Source organism: Pantoea sp. RCC30.1, assembly GCF_058148845.1.
This window is the reverse complement of the sequence record NZ_JBXUHX010000012.1, coordinates 100,398-122,007: the sequence shown is the minus strand read 5'-3', so window position 1 is coordinate 122,007 and position 21,610 is coordinate 100,398. Positions and strand designations below refer to the sequence as shown.

The window sequence follows — 21,610 nt, the reverse complement described above, 5'->3', positions numbered from 1 at the left end:
GGTGTGCAGCGCCTGAAGTCATTTGAGGAAGGAAACACCCGACTCAGGACGTTGCCTGCAGAAGCCATGCTGGGTAAGGAAGCGATTCAGGTGTTGCCCGGCTGACAGTATGAAGACAGACCCGAAGCGGAAAACTGTACAATTCATTGATGTCCGCCACGCTCAGACCGTCATGCTTAAATTATAGGATTTTCCAGAAATTCCGGTCGCTGTTCTGCCAATTGTGTGAACCTGTCTGCCTCAGGATACTGACTACCGTTCAGGATATCCGGCAGCATGTATCGGGTAAAACTCCAGGCCACAGCAATACTGATTCCGGCCACACTCAGGCTGACAGGATGACGCTTCTGAATGCCCTCCTCCATGGCCTGCCACCCACCATGAAGCTGTCGGGTCACCCGATCAATCCAGGGCTGATGTTGTTTTTCCTCGGGCCTGAGACGCCGTTCGTAAACGAGTTGAACCGCTTTTTCACAGACTGCCAGAGCGAGACCTGTAAGGCGCAGATCCTGCAAACCATCCAGACCGGATTCGGGTATGTTGCCGAAAGAATGGGAAGAAATCCTCTCGAGATAAGTGATTATTAATGTTGAGTCTATTAATAACTCGTCATCGTCAGTGATAAGCGCCGGGACTTTGACTACAGGGTTAATTTTAAACAGCTCGTCAAAATCGGCGAACACAGATAACGGGTGGTGTTTAAATTCGATTCCCAGCACACTCATACAGATAGCAATGCGTCTGACGTAAGGTGAGTCCAGCATTCCAATCAGGATCATAGTTCTACCTCAGATGATGTTTGTTAATAAAACTGATGACCTGAGCGGCGACAGACAACGGCACATCTTCCATTAAAAAATGTCCAGCCTCTTCATAAACATGAAGCGTCGAGGAAGCTATGTCGCGCTGCAGCCGCTGGCTATATTCAACCGGTTGCCACTCATCTTCTTTCCCCCATAAAATCTGTATAGGCAATCTGAGCAGGGGGAGCTTTTCTGCAAAGTCAGACGTGTAACAGGCGTTATAGTGAGCAACCTGATGCTGATAAAATGAGGATTGCCCTACCACACCACAAAGTGGTGCAAGGTAACTTTCCATTCGCTTCCCGGCCATGACATTCTTATTAAATACGGCCATTCTCAGCTGGCGTGACATCACATTGCAGTGTTCATCCGGTGACATCAACGCACATTCCGCATAGTTATCGCGCATATCTTTCCAGGTCGGCGATGGCCACGAGTCATAGCTCGGAATATCTGCGAGGGTAAGTGTATGCAGACGGGAAGGATGTTCGAAGGCCAGTCTCAGTGAAACCACGCCACCGATATCGTGGCCAAAGAAATGTGTTCTGTCGAGATGCCAGCATTCCAGCAGCTGCAGCAAAAAGTTCACCTGTGAGACAACTGATGTATCAGCCTTAACAGGGCGCTCTGATGCGCCAAACCCTGGCATGTCATAGAGATGAACACAAAAACCGGCCTCAACAAATACCGGGACGAGTTCCTGCCAGATGACAGAATGAGCCGGTGTGCCATGAATCAGTACCAGAGGCGTTCCAGAACCATGTACACCTGTTGCAATGCGGCAACCGTTGATCACGATGTGTCGATTCAGTAGTGAGTTACTCTCTTCCATAGCCTGCTCCATTTTTGTTCCGGATGAACAAGCTATCTGTTGACGAAAAATGACACCAGTGACATTATTTTTAGATTAATACCCAATTTTGTCATATCAGAATGAACAAACGTCTTTCCGTGGATGCGCTCAGAGTATTCAGAACAGTCATTCAGACTGGCAGCATGGTCAAAACAGCCTCACTCCTCAGCCTCAGTCAGTCCGCGATAAGCTGGAAGCTTAAGCGACTTGAAGACCAGCTTCAGTGTCAGCTCCTTACACGTTACGCCGGAAAAGCGAGTCCGACCGAAAAGGGCAGAGTGTTACTTCAGCATGCTGAGAAAATACTCAGCGAACATGACCGCGCCGTGGCCTATTTCTCACCCTCCGCGCTAACTGGAAAGCTGCGAGTTGGCGTAGCCGAACAAATCTCTCTGAAAGACGTCTGCGGAGCCATTGCGCTGTTCACTCACCATAATCCTGAGGTGGATGTGCGGCTTGTCGTTGAGCAAAGTCATCTCCTGCGCCAGCATTTTTCTGAGGGGGGACTGGATATCATTTTGCACCAGGACTTCACGGGCATGGAAAGCAGTGAAGACAGAGTACTCTGGACTGAGAAATTATATTGGTGTGCCCATCCTGAATGGCGATATGTGCCAGGTAAGCACCTGAAGCTGATCACGTGGGGAACAGATTGTTTTTACCGGCGCCTGGCTGAGGACAAACTGTATGAGGCTGATATTCCCTATCTGGTGATGCTGGAGTGCCCCTCAGTAGGGGGAATGCTTGCAGCGATCAGTGCTGGACCTGGCGTGGGGATAATGAATGAGTTCAGCATTACAAAAACAATCATTCATATTTCCGAACTTGAGCAGATTATGCCGCTGCCTTCGGTGGACTCTCTTCTGCGTGTGAATGAACACATCCGTAATCCGGCCAGTGAGGCGTTTTGTCTGATGCTGAACACGTTAATGCAGAAATCAGAGAGGATGCCGGGAAAGAACATGAATCTGTAATAATTTTATTTAAGGATGTGCGACGTTGCTGATACGGCTTCATCAATGAATAATTATGCTTTCCCGAGTATGTTCAGGCTGCAACCCACTCTTTTTCTAAGCTCTCATCGCAACATAACAACAGTTCCCACAAAGGACCTGTCAGGCGCAAACACCTTTTTGTTGTTTATCTCCCGATAATTTACCGCCTTTAAAGCACCTGACGTGAAGCAACGCTGACGGTAACATCATATACACTACAGTCCCGAAAACGGCTCCATAAACGATCGTCTCTTTTTTGCCTGCGCAGATATTCAGCGCCCTACCGGAAAAATGCCATGTTTCACCTGATTTTCAGCTTACCGAGCTGGTACGTTATTGCGCGCGTCATTATTCCGTTGTCCCTGCCCCTGACCACCAAGATCCTGCTCTCCGCACTGGTACTGCTGGCTTCACAGTATCTGCTGGTAAGCCGCTTTACCTCGGGCGGAATTTTCTCCGCTGAAATGCCCCGCATCATCATCATCCTGTTTAACTGGGCATACAGCACCGTACTGTTGCTGGCGCTTCTGCAGATGCTGATGGATGCGGTCATGCTGATCGCCCTGCTGTTACGGCATCCGCTGGAGCTGGTTCCCGGTGTTCGCTATCTGGCCGTAGTGCTGGCAATGGCGCTGGCTGCCTTTGGTGTTCAGCAGGCGATACGGGTGCCCCCGGTCAAAGAGGTGACGCTGGTACTGCCGAACCTGCCCGCAGAGTTCGATGGCTATCAGCTGCTCCAGCTGACCGACCTGCACATCACCCGGCTGTTTAACGCGGCATGGACCGCCGCGATGGTTAAGCGGGCGATGTCTCTTAACGCCGATCTGATTGTGGTCACGGGCGATGTGATCGATGGCAGCCTGGAGCATCGGCGAAATGACGTCGCGCCGCTGTGCGGGCTGGCAGCCCCTGATGGCGTATGGGCTATCACCGGCAACCACGAATATTTCTTCCATCAGGCGATCTGGACGGCGCATCTGGCCTCACTGGGGCTGCAGCCTCTGCTCAACAGCCATACCGTTATCCAGCGCGGAGCAGCAAAGCTGGTGATTGCCGGCCTGCCGGACGTTTCCGCATCGGGAAGAAACGCAACCGGCCCGGACCTGGCCCACGCGCTGGAACAGGCACCTGAAAACGCGCCGGTGATCCTGCTGGATCATCAGCCACGAAATGCCCGCCAGAACGCAGAGCAGGGCGTGGATGTGCAGCTCTCCGGCCATACGCATGGCGGCCTGATTATCGGGCTGGACCGGCTGTTTGCTAAACCCAACGGCGGTTTTGTTTCCGGCCTTTATCAGGTCGACGGAATGCAGCTCTATGTGAATAACGGCACGGCACTCTGGCCAGGTATGGCGGTCAGGCTGGGTCGTCCCTCCGAACTGACCCGGATTACCCTGCGCCGCCAGCCCTAATCGCGTGACGAAATAGCCTCACGAAAGTGCGGTTTTCGCAGGTGTGCATAAGCTTGAGTGAAACAAAGGAGATCACCATGACGATGTTATGTACTGCCTGCGGGACCGCTTATCCCTCTGCTGCCTCTGATCAGCACTGTAAAATCTGTGAGGATGAACGTCAGTATGTTCCGGCTGCGGGTCAGCGCTGGATCGCGTTTGAAGAATTGCGCGCCAGCCACGCCAATAAGTGGACGGCCCATAGTGATGCGCTATTAAGCCTTAAAACTGTGCCTGAGTTTGCCATCAACCAGCGCGCTTTTCTGCTGCGTACGCCGCACGGCAACGTGCTATGGGACTGCATTGCCAACCTCGATGATGCGACTTACACGCTTATTGCCGCGCTGGGCGGTATTGATGCCATCGCGATTTCACATCCGCACTATTACACCACCATGCAGGAGTGGGCTGAGGTCTTTAACGCGCCCATTCATCTGCATGCCCGCGATCGGCAATGGATTGTGCGGGAGAGTCCGCATATCCAGCTCTGGCAGGGTGAGTCACTGACGCTGATGCCTGGTGTGACGCTGTTACGGCTGGGTGGACATTTCCCCGGCGGCAGCGTGCTGCACTGGGATGAAGGCGAAGGCGTGATGCTGGCGGGTGATATTATTCAGGTCACGCCGGGTGCGCATGGCGTGTCCTTTATGTGGAGCTACCCGAATATGCTGCCGCTCTCAGCCGCCACCGTGGGTGACATCATGCATCGGATCTCCGGCGTGACGTTCGGGCAGCTTTATGGCGCGTTTGAAGGTCAGGATATTCATCAGCAGGCGAAAGAGAAGGTGATGCGGTCAGGAGAGAAGTATCTGGCCTGTCTGCAGGATCATCAGGCGTAGCGGACGATAAACGCGGAGAAGAGAACAGCCGCCCACAGGAGGCGGCTGTTTTGACTCACTTATGCGGTCTGGAATACCGCGACCATGGTACGCAACTGCCCTGCCCGCGCGGCGAGTTCATCAGCTGAGGAAGCTGACTCTTCCACCAGCACAGCGTTCTGCTGCGTGACCTGATCCATCTGGTTCACCGCGATATTAACCTGCGAGATACCGCTGCTCTGCTCTTCGGATGAAGCAGAGATATCGCGCATCAGCTGAGAGGTCTGTTCAATCGCGCTGACGCTCTGCTTCACCTTGTCGCCTGCGTTCTGGGCCATAGCGATCCCTTCCTGCGCATGACCGACCGACTGCTCGATCAGGCTTTTGATCTCTTTCGCTGCACTGGCTGAACGTTGTGCCAGTGCACGCACTTCCGATGCGACAACCGCAAAGCCTTTGCCCTGCTCACCCGCGCGTGCCGCTTCAACGGCCGCATTCAGTGCCAGGATATTGGTCTGGAATGCGATGCTGTCGATGACAGAGGTGATCTCTTCAATCTGTCCCGAACTGCCTCGGATTTTCTGCATCGTCTGCATCACGGAATCCATCGCAGCGCCGCTTAACAGTGCCGCCTGGGTGGCTGATTCTGCCCGATCAGAGGCAAAGCGGGTGTTATCCGCATTCTGCTGAATGATTGATGCCAGTTGTTCCATACTGGCCGCTGTTTCAGCCAGGGATGCAGCCTGCTGTTCAGTACGTGACGAGAGATCGCCATTACCGCGTGCAATCTCTTCTGAGGAATTGGCGATGGTGGCTGCGTTACCTTTGATATCCGAAACCAGCTGGGCAAGACGCTGCTGCATCCGCATTAACGCATTCAATAGTTCGGCCATTTCATTGCTGCCGGAAACGGTCAGCGCTGCCGTCAGATCGCCAGCCGCCACGCGGCTGGCAACGTCGACCGCTTCTTTTATCGGACGGGTGACAGAACGGGTGATCATGACAGCCAGCAGAATGGCCAGCAGCGCGACGGAGAGCAGGCCTGCCAGCAGGACATACTGTGACGTGCGCTTCGCATCTATCTGCTTGTCCATGATCTCTTGCAGTCGGGTGCTGGTTTGATCACCCAACTCCGAATAGCGATTGATCGCCTGAGTAAACACGCGCACATATTCAACCGGTGCCACAGTAGCGTGTCCGCTCACAAAAACGCTGTCAGCCAGTTGCAGCGCGTCCTGTGCTTGTTGATTCGCATCCTGGGCCAGGCCAGAGAAAGTAGTTTTCAGACCCGGCTCAATGGAAAATACCTTGTCCAGATTGCTGCTGAACTGAGCCAGTGCTGTTCTGCCATTATCAATCTGAAATGCCAGCCGGCTGCGATCGGCATCAGTGATATTTTCGCTTGCAATCAGCGATGTCCCATTGGCACGAATCTGACCCAGCGTTTCAGTCAGAAGCGGCAGACGGCTGTAGATGCTGACGATCAACTGGTAGGTATTTAAATCAGCATCCAGCGAAAGCTGATAGAAATCCAGCACATCCTGATTAGTGTCCAGCAATACCTGAATCAGATGGGCGTGGCGCGTCAGGCTGGTTGCCAGCGTCAGCTTGCCACCATTAATATCGTCCTGCAGCTGACCCCATTCCTGATTAACCCGTTGCAGCGACTTCAGCGGTTGTGCCTGCTCATCATCATTACGCAGGTCGTCAGCAATCGTCCGGGATAACGTGTTGATTTGTTTGACCAGCTCCAGACGGGGTGCGTTATCAGCCTTGTTAAGGGAGATGGCGATAGCGCTCTCTGCACGGTGGCGCTGAAGCAGGTTGAGAAGCTTCAGGACTTTTTTCTCTATAGGTATACCGGATAGCTCCACTTTCTTGGTATCAATAAGCTGATTGCCAGTCTGAATAAATAAAAAGGTGGGTAAAATAAACAGCACCAGCGCAAAGGATCCCAGTAGCAGGAATTTCGCTGGCAGATTAATGCGGTCGAGTAATTTCTTCATTCTTATTCGCTCTGATGTGTGAGGCGTGCAGGTGAGTAGTGCACAAAATTAGTAGTGGATTTTTTTACTTTTTCTTTTACATAGCCGGAGGTGCCTCATGCAGCACAATATCGCTATGAAGAAAGGAGTTATTTATGAAAATCAGAAATACCTATAAAAACAGAAAGGAGTATAGATTGCGCATTGTTATTTTACCGTGAATTAAATGACAATATTTACTGCAACACCCCCCTAAGACAAACTTAAAATTATCGTTATTTATCATGACGATGAAAAAAAGCCGCTTCGCTTAAGCCATTAAGCCGTAAGCGTGGCTTTAGCATTATTGTTTTGAAAGTAAAGAAATTCAAGCCAGCCCAAAAATCGCCGATAACAGATATCCTGACTATATCTAATCAATTATCATTACGCTATTGTCTGTAAGTAAACCTCCGACAAAATAACCACTACGAACATATACCTCCAAAGGGTTAATTTTATTTAAATAATGAAATCGATTTCATAATTATTTATTTAACGTAAACCCCTCCTTCCTTCAGATCAAAGATAAAAAAAAGCCCCCATATTGTGGGGGCTATGATGTTACTGCTTAAGAGTTAAAAACTTTCCCAGTTCGCTTTTGTCATGTCGGTAGTCTGGCGCTCAGGCTGCTTTGCCTGCAATACCGGACGACGCAGAGCTGCGGTCTGCTGCGGCTGTGCGACACGATGATTGCTCTCCAGCGTAAAGGTCGCAACCAACCCTGCCAGCGTCTCTGCCTGCTCCTGCAGCGACTTAGAAGCAGATGAGGCCTCCTCCACCAGCGAGGCGTTCTGCTGCGTCACCTCATCCATCTGACCAATGGCCTGATGAACCTGTTCAATGCCTTTACTCTGCTCAGAGGTTGCCGCAGCAATTTCATTGACCAGATCGGCCACCTGCTGAATCGCCTGGCGGACATTTTCACTGTTTGCACCCACGCCGCTGGCCTGCGCTAAACCGTGCTCAACCTGCGAAACCGACGTAGAGATAAGATCTTTGATTTCACGGGCAGCAGAAGAGGAGCGCTGCGCCAGATTACGCACTTCTGAGGCGACAACGGCGAAGCCGCGGCCATGCTCACCGGCACGCGCTGCTTCGACGGCCGCATTCAGTGCCAGAATATTGGTCTGGAATGCGATGCCTTCAATCAGCCCGGTAATTTCAGAGATTTTGGCAGAGCTGCCTCGGATCTCATCCATAGTGCTGAGCATCTGCTTCACCGCCGACCCATTCTGGATTGACATATTATTGGCGTTATTCACCAGGCTGCTGGCCTGATGCGCACCTTCTGAGTTCTGTCGCACCGTTTCGCTCAGTGTCGCCATGCTCGCAGACGTCTGCTCCAGCGAAGCAGCCTGTTCTTCCGTACGCGCAGAGAGATCTTCATTGCCCGCCGCAATCTGCGTTGAACCGGTACTGACCGACTGTGCGGCATGACTGACCGAGAGCAGCGAGCCAGAAACGCGCGCAAGCAGCTGGTTAAATGCCATCGCCGTTTTGCTAATCTCATCCTTACCGCGAACTTCGGCGGTATGGGTCAGGTCAAGCGTATGACTGACCTGCGTCATGGTATTCACCATGCCTGAGAGGCTCTTTTTGATGCCGAGGATCACCTTCGCGGAGAAAGCCGCCAGTATCAGAATAAGCAGCAGCGACCCGCCAGACATCGTCCATAGTGTCTGACTATAAATGCGCTTATTCTCCGATCTGAGCTGTTCGCCAATATCGATGTTCAGCTGAATCTGACGGGTGAAATCTGCTTCCATCTTGCGGGCTGCGGCACCGATACCATTCTCACTCTGTAATAACGGCAGGGTCACGGCATCATCATGGGCACGCGACGCGGCAAGGAATGACGGCAATGCACTGCGGACCGCATCCAGGTTTTTATTGGCCTGCTCCGTCATCATTTTGTCTTCGTCGTTCGAGATGTCGTTAGCCATGTAATAGTCATTAAGAGACTTAATCTGCGTCAGCAGATTCTCAATGCGCTCTTCCGCCGCCGGGAATTTAGTCGCGTCACTGGTACTGTGGTGGCGATAAAGTGCAATACCTAACTGATTGGTCACGCTGATCGATTTATTAAGATCGCGTATGCTTGGTATTGCGTTCACCTGTACATATTCAAAACGCGACTGAAAGCCCGAAATGACTGATAAAGAGATAATCACCAGCGCAATAAGTGACATTGCAAGCAGTGAGAAAATCAATACCAGACGTTGTGTAATAGTCATACTTGCCCCCGGCAAAAAAATAATTTGAACATGGTATAAAGCAGGATCGTTTATATCGGCGTTTGTCGGCAGGCCTTTAATTAATCGCGTGCGATATATTTTTTTATTTTTCCTTGCGAATGGAACAAAGTGTGCCAGGCAGTAAAATACTCTACCCTTTACTGATTTTCATTTTGACACACCCTCTTACACCTTATCATATTAGTAAAATCCCCTACGTTGCCGGGATGATGTTTTCTACTGGCAAATGGACATAATTACGCGTCAGCGATCATGCATCGGAATCTTATGATTAGTCTGCTAATACAACAGCATGGCTGACGATAATTGTTAATGGGCGGGAGTGTTAAATGCATCACATCTCGTAGCAGACTCAACAATGACAGGGTGATTAAAGCGGAATGGCCGGAGAGAATAAAAGCCTGAATGCCTGGCTGACATCAGATCCGCTGATAAGTAGATAACAGACTGCCCGATGGCATGGAGACGTTGATTTGAGGTTTTAGCCATTCGTGGCAGGGCCAGATTAAATCAGCGAAAACACTGGCGGAATCCTGATTCTGGTCTATGCTCACTGGCCCGACCAGGCTTTAGTCTGTTGGATAGCAATAACGCTTAAAATAAAAAAGGTAGTTGTCATGGATTTAGCCACATTTGAAACCAGAACGGGTCTTTGGCCACACATGCAGTTCACAGATGTTGAATATGATGTTTGCAGCACTGGCATTGAGATCTATGCCATCGATGTCAGTCGTCAGACCAAGAGCAAGCTGTTTATCTGTCGCGTCACCAATGAACAGCAGGCAGCAGCACTGACAGCGCAGTTCAAAGAATGGTTGCCGAAGTTAAAGCTTAAAAAACGCAAAGTTGCACTGAACCTGGCACGCCTGGCCTGCGACAAGAGCTATCCCGCCAATCCTAAATTCCAGGATCGTTCTGACATGCGTCGGAACACTTCCAGGCTCTGATGCCCGCTTCAGCCTGCAAATATCATCGCAGGCAGGCTGAAAAGAGTATCCGGCTCTGCGGCACGTTTTAATCGCGCGCCGCAGGAACCTGAAACAGCCGACACTCACCAGCCTCAACCGAGATATCACTGAAAATGGTAATATGCATCTCTATCCACGTATTCGCGGCGCGAAGCGTGTGAGGTGAATTGCGCTGTTCCAGTTCAGCGACAAAATCCCGGGTGCTTACCGTGTACTGACCGGAATTATCCCGTTTCATCGCCTCTCTGAATGCTATCCAGACCTCATCATCCTGTGACATCTCATTTACCTCACAACGGCTTTCAGTTCAGAAATAACTGTATGCATAAACAGTATAGTTATTCTTTGAAGGGGTCAAGTCTGCGCGGAAAACCTGAGTCAGATCGTTATGTGACGTCTGGATTCTGACCATTTTTTGCATAAGCATCTGGCTGGAAGGGACTTTAATCCTAATCTTAGAAATCGTTTTCATGCCAGATTAAGCCATTGATTAAAAAAGAGTTATGGTATTGTTAGTTTTTTAATTATTTGATATCTAAATAAAAAAAAGGTTAACCGTAGCGGCACAAAGCGCGGTTTTGCCTTATCTTTAAATGGCTCTGTAATGAAATCCACTTCTTTTACAGAGTGAATTGACTCCTACCCTTGCCCCCTTTTACAGGGGGCACTTTTTCAGATAACGCAGATGCCGACCCCCTTTCACTGCAGACCGTCAACGTTAACGCGCTCTGGAAAAATGCGGTGACGATGTTAACGGACTGTCTGGAAAAATGGTGGATTTGTAACCTTATAATTCATTAACTGAGCTTAAATCACCAGAAGCACAAAACAGCTGATTGAATATCAAAGCAATTTTCTGACAGATCAGAAAAACATATTTTTACCCGTCTGAAGACCTTGCCATACCGACATGGTAAGTAGAGTAAAAAACGCGTAATAATCAGGCACTACCGGATTGACCGGCGCCTCACCAGGGATGCCGTAACGTTATAATAATGCGCTATATCTGCTATTCGCCCCCGCTTTTGCGGGGGTTTTTATTTCCACGCTATTTCTGTGCCCGCTTCCTGCCGCGGAGCGATCCGCTGTGAAGATCCTACAAATCTCAAGTATTCCCTGAACCTATGGTCAGATTAATGCCGGAAGCAGAAAGGCATAATGGCCGCAATTGTGCCCTTAACCATCATTTTTTCTGTGGTATGGTTAATCAGTAACTTCCTGCAATATGAGTCTGCTTATGCTCTCCACCCTTATTTACCGTAGCCAGCTTTCGGATACTGTCTCGCCAGAGAGATTAAAGGCGCTGGTGGAGCATTCCAGTATCAAAAATGCCGCGGCTGAAGTCACCGGGATCCTGCTCTATGATGGGCAGCACTTTTTTCAGGTGCTGGAGGGGACCGTTGATAATGTGCACGCGGTATTCGAGCGTATCTGCCAGGATGATCGGCACTTTAACCTGATTGAGCTAATGCGGGATTATGCGCCCGCCCGTCGCTTCGGTCATGCCGGAATGGCCCTGTTTGATTTGCGTGACTATGAGAAGCACACCGTGGTGGATGCCCTGCTGAATCGGGTTACCCTGAATGATGAGCGCATCAAACATGACCGGGTCGTGAAGTTCCTGCGTTCGTTCGTCGAGGGACGGGATAAAGAGACGTTTATCGGGATTGACCCCGCCAGTCACTGGACGCTGACCACACCTGTTACCGCCGGTGTTCAGCAATCCTGGCAACCGGCACCGGATCAGCGCTGTGAATTCGCGCTCCAGCCTATCGTGGATACCACGAATCGCCAGATTGTTTCCTGCGAAGCCCTGATACGCGGTCTGCACGGCGCCTCGCCCGCAGACTACTTTTCACAGTTGCAGGAAAGTGAGCGCTACCAGGCCGATCTGCACTCTAAAACCTACGCTTTCCAGCTGGCCAGACATCTGGGATTGCGGGAGCAGACGTTTTCCGTCAACCTGCTGCCTATGTCACTGGTGGTCATCGACGATGCGGTCGATCATCTTATCCAGCAGATCAGGGAACAGGGATTGCGGCCCGAGCAGGTGGTGGTTGAAGTGACCGAAGATGAGATCATCTCGCGCTTCGACGAATTTCAGTTTGCGGTTCAGCAACTGAAAGCCGCCGGAATCAGCCTGGCACTTGACGATTTTGGCGCCGGTTTCGCAGGCCTGTCGCTGTTAGCCGATTTCCAGCCCGATAAAGTTAAAATCGATCGCAAGCTGATTACCGATATCCACCGCAGCGGTCCGCGTCAGGCGATTGTCCTGGCCATCCTTAAATGCTGTCAGGCGCTGGAGATTACGGTCATCGCGGAAGGCGTTGAGAAAATTGAAGAGTGGCTCTGGCTGGAAGGTGCCGGAGTCCGCTATTACCAGGGTTTTCTGTTCGCCCGCCCTGTCCTGAACGCACTGCCTGCAGTGAGCTGGCCAGCACGCCGCCCGGAATAAATACACCTTAATTAATCTACGTTTTCCTCCCCTTTTGTTCAGAGTTTGACCCGGCTCACACCGCCTCGCTGCAAAAAGCAAAAGCTATGCCATGCTTGATTCATCTGACAGCCAACAGGCAAAACAGATACTCATCAGGTCCCTGGATAACAACCGAATTGGGAGAATCACCATGAACGAAGATCGCATTAGCGGTAACTGGAAGCAGTTCAAAGGTAAGGTTAAGGAAAAATGGGGTGATCTTACGGATGATGATATGACCGTGGTAGAAGGGAAGCGCGATCAGCTGGTCGGTAAAATTCAGGAACGCTATGGTTACGAGAAAGATCGTGCCGAAAAAGAAGTGAAAGAGTGGGAAGATTCCAACAAGTACCACTGGTAACGCGTTCTTAATCGCCGGGCGTCTCTGCGCCCGGTATCTGTCCTGCCGCTTTCCTCCCTGTTTAACCCCTGTTATGCCAGTATCTCAGTCTGTCGTAGTGAGTGATCAAAAAAGGCGGAAACAGCCTGTGCCATTTCCGCCCTGTTCACATTACTGATGTTCAAGAGTACGCGGTCCACCGATCGAAATCGGGATACGTCGCGGTTTCTCGCTCTCTGGTATTTCCTGGATTAGATCGATGTTAAGTAAGCCCTCCGCCAGCGTCGCTCCGGTGACCTTCATGTGCTCCGGAATAGAAAAGCTCAGATGGAAATCGTGTCGTGAAATACCGCGATAGATCCAGCCGCTGTTCTCTTCCCGTGCCTCGCCAGACGCGTCCTGGGACGCTTTTTCTCTGTGCCCGGCCACGGAAAGCCGTCCGCCACGTAACTCAATCTCCAGTTCATCCTCTTTCCAGCCGGGTACGCTGACGGTCAGCGCATAGCGGTTATCCTCAACCCGCTGCAGATCGTAAGCGGGAGCGGTGGTTACCGGGCTGTCACCAGTCAGCTGACTGAACAATTTATCGATGCGGTTAAAGCGGTCTGAAAACACAGAATCAGCCAGCGAAGGAAAAACGGAAAATTGTTGTACTGACATAGTGATAATCTCCTGAACAGGTTCATCCAAAAGTTCATCTGACCGGTATCATATTTCCGGTCATCTCCATAAATAGGGATCCGTTGTCAGTTTTCAAGTCGGGAAATAAAAAATTTTTTACCGTTATCTAACAGCCGGTTACCCAAGAAATAAATCTCCGGATATTAACGAAACCGTTATTTTTTGCTCTGAGGTGTCAGAACAAAATGGGGATGACGGCCAGCCAGTAATAACAGCAGCTCATATTCACCCTGACTTAATAATGTCGGGTTACCTGCGGCTTCTTTGGTCTGCCAGACTCTCAGGCTAAGATCAAAACGCTCGGCAGCGCTCTGCTGTGACAACCCGGCGGCAAGGCGAAGTTCACGCACGTTACTCTGGACAATCACAGGCGACTGGGGGGGACGATTAACCAAACAAAGACTCCTTCAACGTGATGAAAATGCAAAAGCACAGCCCTTCGCGAGCAATGAAAGCGAAGCGACCTGAAAGCAGCAAGGATGACAAGACCAGAGAATAATTGACTATTTTAAATAAATGTCAAATTTCAGGCTGAACATTTATCCATAATCTCCTTTAAGCGAAGCGCGATATTTCGCCCTGACTGCGACTTTTCTATTTCCTTAGAATGTCTTATTCCTCCCGCCAGGAATTATCCTGTTATTTGCCTTAAGGGTGATTCAGGGATTAATCCGCTACCTCAATGCTTCTTTCTTCATCAGGATAGATGTTTAGCCTGAGGTTAATGTTCAGGCTGCATCTTTGAAACCAGAGGAGGATAATAAATGAAAAATCCTATCCAGCGTCGCTCGCCAGACAATCTATCGCAGGTGGAAATTCGTGAACAGTGGCAAATCACTTACTGGACTCAGGAACTGAGGACGACACAGGAAAGGCTGACGCGCGCTATCCGCGAGCGAGGCCCAATGACTGAACAGGTCCGTGACTGGCTGGAGCAAAACCCGCCGCCACGTCGTCCGGTTCAAACCTCAAACAGCATCAAAGGTTAATCAGATTGCTGACTGAAGCGCTGGATAACTGCCAGCGTCGCGGTGGATAGGCCTGCATCAGCCAGGAGTGTGCTGACAGGCCATATCTGCCGTTCTGCGCTACTTCCGGGCTTTTGCTTTGTGTTTTAGGAGGTTACCGCCTGGATTTAACTGCAGTCGCGCTTCTCTCTCTGGCAGCAGACACGTTTCATGGCAATAACTGTCTTATAATTAACGTCAACGCTTATGAATAGTCATTCATCCCCTGACGGGAAATTAACCTTAACTTTGCTGAAAATCTTCTGCTACATATATAAAATGACAAGTTGTAAATAATCGGACGCCACTTCGATTAAATTTTCGAATCGTAAACACCCATTTTATGCGTTAAAGAAAATATTAAGAGACACCCGCCGCGCAGTCACCTATCATCAGCATGAAAATAAAAAATCACACCATATTTCCTGCCGCCCGAATCACATTTCGTTCCGGACAGTTTTCTTTTTTCGCTCCGTAATCAGACGGTGCGGGGGTTTTACACACATGCTTAACAATCTCAACGGCGACAACGAACGCCGAAGCCGCGCTTTACAGGCGCTGCGCGACCCGGATGAAAGCCGCGATGAAGTTCTGCGGAAGTTTGTCCGGTTAGCCAGTCAGGCCCTGGGTATCCCGGGCAGCTTTATCTCGGTGCTGGATGATGAGTTTCAGACCGTACGCGCGTCACACAATTTTGATCTGCAACGTTCAACGCGCGCAGATTCACTCTGTCGACACGTGGTTGACAGCGACAGCGCGGTAATCGTCCCTGATACGTATCATGATGCACGTTTTGTCACGCATCCTTTAATCACCGGCTCTCCCTTTATTCGCTTTTATGCCGGTGTGCCCCTCAAAACTCGCGATGGTATTATTCTGGGCACGCTCTGTGTTACCGACACCCAGCCACAGGCATTTGCCAGTGATCAGGTGACGACACTGACGCTGCTCTCCACGCTGGTGATGTCATTCCTGGAAGCCTGGCATGCGGCAGGGTTCACCGATCCGGTGACCGGCCTGCCTAACCGCCAGCGTCTGATACGGGATTTGCAGTATCTGGCCGTGGCCGGTGATACCACGCCACGTCGTCTGGTTCTGATTGATTGCATCGATATGTCGCGTGCTTACGAACTGGCACGCACCATGGGAATGACGCCGGTCGAGAGTCTGCTGAAAGATATGGCTACCCTGCTACCGCTACGCCTGCGTCCGGCAGTTGGAGAGATGATCTATACCGTGGCCACAGGCCGGTTTGCCATTCTGACACGGGTGGATAGCCGACTGAGTGCTGCCTGGGTAGCCGGTCGTCTGGAAGGGATCAGTGCAGACATGGATGATGGTCTTTCGGTCGCACTCACTCCTCATACCGGTGAGGCTGATTTTGTTGCGGGCAGCATGCCAGCGTCTGAAATATTACGCCGTGCGGTGAGCGCACTAAATGATGCGGTCGGTCGCGGGCTGCCCTCTCTGCGTTTTGACGCTGAAGCAGAAACCCAGCGTTCAGAAGATTTCATGCTAATGACCGATCTTAAAACGGCGTTACACGAGAACACCGGGCTTTATGTGGTTTACCAGCCAAAAATTTGCCTGCAAAGCGGTAAGCCGGTGGGTCTGGAAGCGCTTATCCGCTGGCTACATCCCAGCCGGGGCGAGCTCTCTCCTGGTGCCTTTATCCCGCTGGCTGAACAGACCGATCTGCTCTCTATGCTCACTGCCTGGATTATCGATCAGGCGGTCGAACGCCTCAGCCGACTGCGTAACAACTGCATTCAGTTGCCGCTGACGATAAACGTCAGCGTACGCGACTTTGCGCGCGAAGGATTCGCTTCAGCGCTGGAAAACAAGATGGTTAAGTCTAAGCTCCCGACCTCTCTGCTGGGAATTGAGTGCCTGGAGACCGAACGTATCCTTGAGAGCCCGACCGCCCTGCGCGGTCTGGAAATGCTCAGAGAGCGAGGCTTCACGATCTCACTTGATGATTTTGGCACCGGCTACAGCAATATCAGTTATCTGCGTCGTATGCCGCTGGATGTGATTAAGCTGGATCGTTCTCTGATCAGTGAGCTTTCCTCAGATACCGCTTCACGCATCATTGCCCGCAGCATTATCGCCATGCTCAAAGAGCTGGACTATACCGTGGTGGCAGAAGGGGTTGAGTGTCCGGATACCGCATCATCACTGACAGAGTATGGCTGCGATCAGGCTCAGGGCTATTTCTATTCAAAGCCGCTGAACGAAAAAGCGCTGGATCACTGGCTTCACTGGAAGCTGCGTGGCGATTGTCATTAAACGGGCCTGAACGCGATCTGATACCAGATCGCGTTTCGCCCATCAGGTCCTCTCAGACAACCCTCCCTTTTAATTCAAAATATTTGATTAACTTCAGCAAAACTTAGCTATTTCAGTCCGGCATGATCGCGTCTATTATTCATTCCATCGAGGCACAATGCCTCTCCCTGAATAAAAAAAGCTGAGAAATTGACTATGAAAATCATCAAAACTTTCGTTGCTGTTACTGCACTACTGGTTTCTTTTGGTAGTTTTGCCGAGAGCATTACCGCTACCGCTTCGACACTGGATGCTGCTGAAGCGAAAGTCGCGGCGCAGGCCAAAGATGCTGGCGCATCCTATAAAATAACCGGCGCACGTGTTGATAATCGTGCTTATGTCTCTGCTGAGCTTATTAAATAACGTTTTTCACTTTAATACGATGAGGCTGCCATTACGGCGGCCTTTTTTATTATACAGCAGGCATAAGTTCATCCAGCCGGGATTAATTTAAAAACCTTAAAACTATTTAGCCAATTATCCGCTTCGCTTACTCCCACCTGCTCTGGTGCAGTCTGTGCGACAGTCGGTAAGTAGAGATGAAACATTTTTTGAACAATGTTAGCGTGTCCGCAACAATCATATAAAGCGGAGCTGCACATGCTGACCACCATAATATATCGCAGCCATATTTCAGATGACTTTCCCATCAAAACCGTGCCCGCGATGGTCGATAACGCCAGCAAAATTAATGCGGCTCACGACGTTACCGGCATCCTGTTATTTAACGGTACCCATTTTTTTCAGCTGCTTGAAGGTCCTGAAGCGGGCATTCAGGCGGTCTATCAGCGAATCTGTGTGGATCGGAGCCACCATAATGTGGTGGAACTGATGCGCGACTATGCACCTGATCGCCGCTTTGGTAATGCGGGTATGGAACTCTTTGACCTGCGTGAACACGATCGTTCATCACTGCTTCAGGCAGTGCTGGATAAAGGAACGTCGAAATATCGCCTGACCTATGATGATCGGGCACTGCAATTCCTGCGCACGTTTATCGAGTCCCGCGAGAAAGAGAACTACTACGAGGTTCTTCCGCCGGGTTACTGGGAGTTTATTTCTGAACACAATGATGTGCCGGACTCCCGTCCTGAAACTGAAGGCGTCAGCTTCCGCCCGGTTGTCGATCCCCTCGCTCGTCAGGTTACCGCGATTGAAGCGACCACTCTGCGGCCCGCACCCGCCGACGAATCCCTGGGCGATCAGCGTTATGTTAACGATCTGGAAACCGTGAAAAAGACGTTTGCCCACGCGGGCCTGGTCTGCCCGGACAGTATGACACTCTACGTTAGCCTGTTGCCGATGACGCTGGTGGTGGTGCCTGATGCCGTCGATCAGATTGTATCTGCCATTGTGCAGGCGGGGCTGGTGCCTGAACAGGTCATTATCGGCGTAAGTGAAACCGCAGTCATTTCGCAGCTGGAAGCATTCTCTGAAGCGGTACGCATGCTCAAAGCGGTCGGAATCAGTCTGTCGATCGACAATTTCGGTGACGGCTCTGCAGGATTGTCATTGTTGACTCACATTCAGCCCGACCGCATTCGCATTGATGCCGGTATCACCCGCGACGTTCATCGTAGTGGGCCAAAGCAGGCGGTGGTGCAGGCGATTATCAAATGCTGTTCAGCGCTGGAAATCACCGTCATTGCGGCGGGGATCGTACAGGCAGAAGAGTGGATGTGGCTGGAGGCCGCAGGTATCATCAATTTCCAGGGCACGCTGTTTGCCGCCGCAGGTCGTTACGAAGCGCAATCCGTCGCCTGGCCGGAATACCGGGAGGCGATGTAACTAACGCTTCCCGAAGGGTGATTAAGCGGTACGTCAGAGAGCGGCCGCCTTTTTCGCCGTTGCCTGATCTGAGATTACAGAGCCGCAGCCGAGCCAGACTACAACTTATCCCCCACCCCCACCCCCACCTTTTCATCGCAACCCGATCTGATGATCAAAATCCGGCGATTTTGCCTGACAACAAATTTCTTCTGGCACGGCTCATCCCTTTCTGAGTTTTTCGCTAACCACTGTAGCGAGTAAATTGCGCTCTACATGTTGTCAGAAACCACTGTAGCGAGTAACAAAGGCAGGTAACCTGGCTCACCGGCCTTTACAGTCCCTGTTCTGATGAATTTGACGGGTAAAAGTACGGCTAAATCTCGCAGCAACCACTATAGCGAGAAGGATTAACAGGAAAACAGAGTTAGCCACGAACTGCAGCTCTCTTTGCAGGATTAGCGTGGTTAAGCTGCCTGGTGGTTAGACTGTTCAGCAGCTGATTTACTATGTCTGTCAGTAGCGGCATCTCTGATAGCCAACCACTGTAGTGAGTAATCATTTACATGTGTTCTGATTTGATAATCTGACTGAAATTAGCTTTTAAAAGGCCTTAATGTGATAGTGAGCACTTACATCAATATACTTAACTTCGCCAGAAACACAGGAAAGAAATGATGGCAACCGCTATAGCGAGTAGATCTGACTTTTCTGGTCTCACTTAATAACCACTGTAGCGAGTATTTTTCCTTTATCTGCGTGATGATCTGGACATTAACTAACCGCATTAGCCATAAAAAAACCTGATAACCACTGTAGCGTGTAGTTTTATCTGCTGAATAACAGGAAAGAGGCATCTTTAACTCAGATTGCAGGATGGATAACCACTGTAGCGAGTAAAACAGGCACGTCGCTTTTCTTTACATCCATCACCAGGGCTCCACTGCCCTGCCCTGAGCGGGTTTAAGTCAGTTAATGAAAACAGGGTAACCACTATAGTGAGTAAAATGAGAGGCTCTTTCTGGCAACTGCGCCCGGGTAATCACCACTGATGAGAGTGGGTAACCACTATAGCGAGTAAATAGGTGTCCAGACGCGGTCAGGGCTGTCCTTACAGGTGAGGCTTGACGTGACTATCGAGGGGCTAACAGGTGTGCTGATCCGTAGATAACCACTGTAGCGAGTATCGTTACTCGCTACAGTGGTTGTTGAATGTTCTCAGTTAAAGAGACAGATTTCTTAGCTAAAAAGAATATCTGCTGAACTTTATACTGTGGATCGCCACAATGACTGAGCTGACAGGGCTTACTGATTCTTTTGCTTCCTGATTTTGTTGAGTAACTCTTTTTCCTCACGCGAAACCATTACCAGCTCACTGCTCTCCTCTTCTGTCACCAGCTGAGACGGGCTGACGTCAATCATGCCAGGATCGATATCAAGATCGTCAAAATCATCCATCTCATCATCGATCAGGCCTGATTGACTGAGCGGCAGTTCAGCCGGGCGCAGCTTAGGATGACGATAATGGACCCAGAAGTAGACAGATGAGCCGCGTCGGGTTTCGGTGTAGTCCAGATATCCGATCTCTTTTAACTGCTCCATAGCTTTTCTGACGGTCGCATTCTGGGTAATCACGCGCGAGGTCAGGTTAAGTCTGGCGCGCAGACGCGCCATAGATATCGGCGCAGGCTTCGGCGGAAGGCTCTCAATGAATGTGTAGAGCGCCTGAGCGGATTCCTTACGTGCCAGCTCATTGATGGCTTTAAGCTGCAGCAGAACTTTTCTGTCGAACTGATAGAGCTCAAAGATTTTGGGATCGGCCTGCAGCGTGACAGTGTCCTTTTTGATGCTGTATTTAGCGGACTGCACCAGGTGCGTCGTATAGTTTTCTCCGCCCTTGCTGGTAAATGTCAGGGTATTCGATGCAATACGAGTCAGAGACGCGTCCAGACGGCTCCTGAGCTTCGAGGAGAGCCTTGCTGAGGGTATGCCACAGAGTTTGGCGAATTCGACGAATGAGAGCGTTACAGTGTCTCCCAGACACTCATGCGTCGCGAAGGCACGAATGATCCCGACCCAGGTTTTAAAATCATTATCCATATCCAGGCGGGCACCCAGAATCTTAATGTTGTCATAGCCTTCCGACCTGACCAGGGATAACTGCTTAAGGTCCTGCGTCACATCCATGGCATTCATCTGGTTCTTCTGACTGCGCGCAGTGGATTTCAGCGTAGGAACAAATAACCCAAGCCGCATCAGCGCTACCGGCTGCACGGTATTGTTACTGTTGGGGGTAAGAGTAACGACTTCACCTGTACGTTTGTCTGTTTCGCTAAATGCATCAGCTATGTTCAGGATATCTGGTTCTTTTCTTGGCATTAAGAAGATCCGTGATGTGAACAGGCGAGACCCGCTGTTACTCGATACAGTGGATACTATCACTCACTACAGCGGTTAATCTACTCGCCATAGTGGTTATTTCTCTCGATACAGTGGTTACTTTACTCGCTATAGTGGTTAGTGAACCTGTCTTAACGCAGACACACCATGGCCTGCCGCACGGTGGGGATCTTTAGGGAACTTATTAGGATCTTGAGAGGATCTGTTATTGGATCTATTCAGTGGATAACCGGGTAACAATGCCAGCTAAAGAACCCCTCAGATGCCCTGCCTTTTCCTGGGATCACCCTCTTTCATCCAAATAGTCAGCAAAATCTCAGCCATTAAGTCTGCTAAGGGTTATTCACACCTTAAAAGGTCTTTTACTCGCTACAGTGGTTGTTGGGTACTCGCCAGCGCGGTTGCTTTTCTCGCTACAGTGGTTGTTATACTCTCTATAGT

The 21,610-nt window shown here is 50.5% G+C and carries 18 protein-coding genes; 10 read left to right on the top strand and 8 right to left on the bottom strand.

Annotation, left to right across the window (positions count from 1 at the left end; all coding sequences use genetic code 11):
* Positions 1 to 176 precede the first annotated feature (176 nt).
* Positions 177 to 779 (bottom strand): glutathione S-transferase, encoded by a 603-nt coding sequence (locus tag AC2LB6_RS12785; RefSeq protein ID WP_490093804.1) that lies wholly within the window; start codon positions 777 to 779, stop codon positions 177 to 179.
* Positions 780 to 783: 4 nt separating this feature from the next.
* Positions 784 to 1,635, bottom strand: coding sequence for an alpha/beta fold hydrolase (locus AC2LB6_RS12780; protein WP_490093803.1), 852 nt, complete (start codon positions 1,633 to 1,635; stop codon positions 784 to 786).
* A 101-nt stretch (positions 1,636 to 1,736) separates the two neighbouring features.
* Here AC2LB6_RS12780 and AC2LB6_RS12775 point away from each other — a divergent pair, with 101 nt between their 5' ends.
* The 3 genes from AC2LB6_RS12775 (at position 1,737) to AC2LB6_RS12765 (ending at position 4,941) form a co-directional block, all read left to right on the top strand.
* Positions 1,737 to 2,630 carry a LysR family transcriptional regulator gene (locus AC2LB6_RS12775; protein WP_090967084.1) on the top strand — a complete coding sequence of 298 codons (894 nt, stop codon included), beginning with the start codon at positions 1,737 to 1,739 and terminating at the stop codon, positions 2,628 to 2,630.
* Positions 2,631 to 2,947: 317 nt separating this feature from the next.
* Positions 2,948 to 4,063, top strand: a complete 1,116-nt coding sequence (locus tag AC2LB6_RS12770; RefSeq protein ID WP_490093802.1) for a metallophosphoesterase — start codon at positions 2,948 to 2,950, stop codon at positions 4,061 to 4,063.
* A gap of 77 nt (positions 4,064 to 4,140) precedes the next feature.
* Positions 4,141 to 4,941, top strand: a complete 801-nt coding sequence (locus tag AC2LB6_RS12765; RefSeq protein WP_490093801.1) for an MBL fold metallo-hydrolase — start codon at positions 4,141 to 4,143, stop codon at positions 4,939 to 4,941.
* Positions 4,942 to 5,000: 59 nt separating this feature from the next.
* Here the strand turns inward: AC2LB6_RS12765 and AC2LB6_RS12760 are convergent, their stop codons facing one another.
* Entirely contained in the window at positions 5,001 to 6,926 is a 1,926-nt protein-coding gene (locus tag AC2LB6_RS12760; RefSeq protein ID WP_490093800.1) for a methyl-accepting chemotaxis protein, read from the bottom strand.
* 596 nt (positions 6,927 to 7,522) lie between these two features.
* Positions 7,523 to 9,181, bottom strand: coding sequence for a methyl-accepting chemotaxis protein (locus AC2LB6_RS12755; protein WP_490093799.1), 1,659 nt, complete (start codon positions 9,179 to 9,181; stop codon positions 7,523 to 7,525).
* Between the two features lie 638 nt (positions 9,182 to 9,819).
* Between AC2LB6_RS12755 and AC2LB6_RS12750 the strand changes: the two genes are divergently transcribed.
* The gene (locus tag AC2LB6_RS12750) at positions 9,820 to 10,149 is read left to right on the top strand and encodes a hypothetical protein (protein ID WP_490093798.1); all 330 of its coding nucleotides are present in this window, start codon (positions 9,820 to 9,822) and stop codon (positions 10,147 to 10,149) included.
* Between the two features lie 67 nt (positions 10,150 to 10,216).
* Here the strand turns inward: AC2LB6_RS12750 and AC2LB6_RS12745 are convergent, their stop codons facing one another.
* Positions 10,217 to 10,450, bottom strand: a complete 234-nt coding sequence (locus AC2LB6_RS12745) for a DNA polymerase V subunit (RefSeq protein WP_490093797.1) — start codon at positions 10,448 to 10,450, stop codon at positions 10,217 to 10,219.
* Positions 10,451 to 11,407: 957 nt separating this feature from the next.
* Here AC2LB6_RS12745 and AC2LB6_RS12740 point away from each other — a divergent pair.
* The gene (locus AC2LB6_RS12740) at positions 11,408 to 12,625 is read left to right on the top strand and encodes a diguanylate phosphodiesterase (protein ID WP_490093796.1); all 1,218 of its coding nucleotides are present in this window, start codon (positions 11,408 to 11,410) and stop codon (positions 12,623 to 12,625) included.
* A gap of 172 nt (positions 12,626 to 12,797) precedes the next feature.
* Positions 12,798 to 13,007 (top strand): CsbD family protein, encoded by a 210-nt coding sequence (locus AC2LB6_RS12735; RefSeq protein ID WP_064738984.1) that lies wholly within the window; start codon positions 12,798 to 12,800, stop codon positions 13,005 to 13,007.
* A gap of 150 nt (positions 13,008 to 13,157) precedes the next feature.
* On the opposite strand, the gene AC2LB6_RS12730 is transcribed toward AC2LB6_RS12735, so the two are convergent.
* Together AC2LB6_RS12730 and AC2LB6_RS12725 are read right to left on the bottom strand one after the other, a co-directional pair.
* On the bottom strand, positions 13,158 to 13,646 hold the full coding sequence (locus AC2LB6_RS12730) for an Hsp20 family protein (protein ID WP_490093795.1): 489 nt from the start codon (positions 13,644 to 13,646) through the stop codon (positions 13,158 to 13,160).
* A 176-nt stretch (positions 13,647 to 13,822) separates the two neighbouring features.
* Positions 13,823 to 14,062 (bottom strand): transcriptional regulator, encoded by a 240-nt coding sequence (locus AC2LB6_RS12725; RefSeq protein ID WP_090967092.1) that lies wholly within the window; start codon positions 14,060 to 14,062, stop codon positions 13,823 to 13,825.
* Positions 14,063 to 14,431: 369 nt separating this feature from the next.
* Here AC2LB6_RS12725 and AC2LB6_RS12720 point away from each other — a divergent pair, with 369 nt between their 5' ends.
* The 4 genes from AC2LB6_RS12720 to AC2LB6_RS12705 all read left to right on the top strand — a co-directional run bounded on the left by AC2LB6_RS12720 (position 14,432) and on the right by AC2LB6_RS12705 (position 18,790).
* The gene (locus AC2LB6_RS12720; protein ID WP_490093794.1) at positions 14,432 to 14,656 is read left to right on the top strand and encodes a DUF3606 domain-containing protein; all 225 of its coding nucleotides are present in this window, start codon (positions 14,432 to 14,434) and stop codon (positions 14,654 to 14,656) included.
* A 522-nt stretch (positions 14,657 to 15,178) separates the two neighbouring features.
* A complete protein-coding gene (locus tag AC2LB6_RS12715) occupies positions 15,179 to 16,963 on the top strand; it encodes an EAL domain-containing protein (protein WP_490093793.1) in 1,785 nt (594 codons plus the stop codon).
* 195 nt (positions 16,964 to 17,158) lie between these two features.
* Entirely contained in the window at positions 17,159 to 17,365 is a 207-nt protein-coding gene (locus AC2LB6_RS12710; protein ID WP_490093792.1) for a YdgH/BhsA/McbA-like domain containing protein, read from the top strand.
* A gap of 237 nt (positions 17,366 to 17,602) precedes the next feature.
* Entirely contained in the window at positions 17,603 to 18,790 is a 1,188-nt protein-coding gene (locus tag AC2LB6_RS12705; protein WP_490093791.1) for a diguanylate phosphodiesterase, read from the top strand.
* 1,284 nt (positions 18,791 to 20,074) lie between these two features.
* Here AC2LB6_RS12705 and AC2LB6_RS12700 read toward each other — a convergent pair.
* Complete coding sequence (locus tag AC2LB6_RS12700) at positions 20,075 to 21,148, bottom strand: RepB family plasmid replication initiator protein (protein WP_490093790.1); 1,074 nt, start codon at positions 21,146 to 21,148, stop codon at positions 20,075 to 20,077.
* Positions 21,149 to 21,610: the final 462 nt, after the last annotated feature.

What these genes read in the sequence shown, in the direction of transcription:
- AC2LB6_RS12710 (WP_490093792.1), top strand. Translation starts at nt 17,159, where the DNA reads ATGAAAATCATCAAAACTTTCGTTGCTGTTACTGCACTACTGGTTTCT.
- AC2LB6_RS12750 (WP_490093798.1), top strand. Translation starts at nt 9,820, where the DNA reads ATGGATTTAGCCACATTTGAAACCAGAACGGGTCTTTGGCCACACATG.
- AC2LB6_RS12735 (WP_064738984.1), top strand. Translation starts at nt 12,798, where the DNA reads ATGAACGAAGATCGCATTAGCGGTAACTGGAAGCAGTTCAAAGGTAAG.
- AC2LB6_RS12720 (WP_490093794.1), top strand. Translation starts at nt 14,432, where the DNA reads ATGAAAAATCCTATCCAGCGTCGCTCGCCAGACAATCTATCGCAGGTG.
- AC2LB6_RS12745 (WP_490093797.1), bottom strand. Translation starts at nt 10,450, where the DNA reads ATGTCACAGGATGATGAGGTCTGGATAGCATTCAGAGAGGCGATGAAA.
- AC2LB6_RS12765 (WP_490093801.1), top strand. Translation starts at nt 4,141, where the DNA reads ATGACGATGTTATGTACTGCCTGCGGGACCGCTTATCCCTCTGCTGCC.
- AC2LB6_RS12770 (WP_490093802.1), top strand. Translation starts at nt 2,948, where the DNA reads ATGTTTCACCTGATTTTCAGCTTACCGAGCTGGTACGTTATTGCGCGC.
- AC2LB6_RS12780 (WP_490093803.1), bottom strand. Translation starts at nt 1,635, where the DNA reads ATGGAAGAGAGTAACTCACTACTGAATCGACACATCGTGATCAACGGT.
- AC2LB6_RS12730 (WP_490093795.1), bottom strand. Translation starts at nt 13,646, where the DNA reads ATGTCAGTACAACAATTTTCCGTTTTTCCTTCGCTGGCTGATTCTGTG.
- AC2LB6_RS12700 (WP_490093790.1), bottom strand. Translation starts at nt 21,148, where the DNA reads ATGCCAAGAAAAGAACCAGATATCCTGAACATAGCTGATGCATTTAGC.
- AC2LB6_RS12760 (WP_490093800.1), bottom strand. Translation starts at nt 6,926, where the DNA reads ATGAAGAAATTACTCGACCGCATTAATCTGCCAGCGAAATTCCTGCTA.
- AC2LB6_RS12715 (WP_490093793.1), top strand. Translation starts at nt 15,179, where the DNA reads ATGCTTAACAATCTCAACGGCGACAACGAACGCCGAAGCCGCGCTTTA.
- AC2LB6_RS12740 (WP_490093796.1), top strand. Translation starts at nt 11,408, where the DNA reads ATGCTCTCCACCCTTATTTACCGTAGCCAGCTTTCGGATACTGTCTCG.
- AC2LB6_RS12755 (WP_490093799.1), bottom strand. Translation starts at nt 9,181, where the DNA reads ATGACTATTACACAACGTCTGGTATTGATTTTCTCACTGCTTGCAATG.
- AC2LB6_RS12785 (WP_490093804.1), bottom strand. Translation starts at nt 779, where the DNA reads ATGATCCTGATTGGAATGCTGGACTCACCTTACGTCAGACGCATTGCT.
- AC2LB6_RS12705 (WP_490093791.1), top strand. Translation starts at nt 17,603, where the DNA reads ATGCTGACCACCATAATATATCGCAGCCATATTTCAGATGACTTTCCC.
- AC2LB6_RS12775 (WP_090967084.1), top strand. Translation starts at nt 1,737, where the DNA reads ATGAACAAACGTCTTTCCGTGGATGCGCTCAGAGTATTCAGAACAGTC.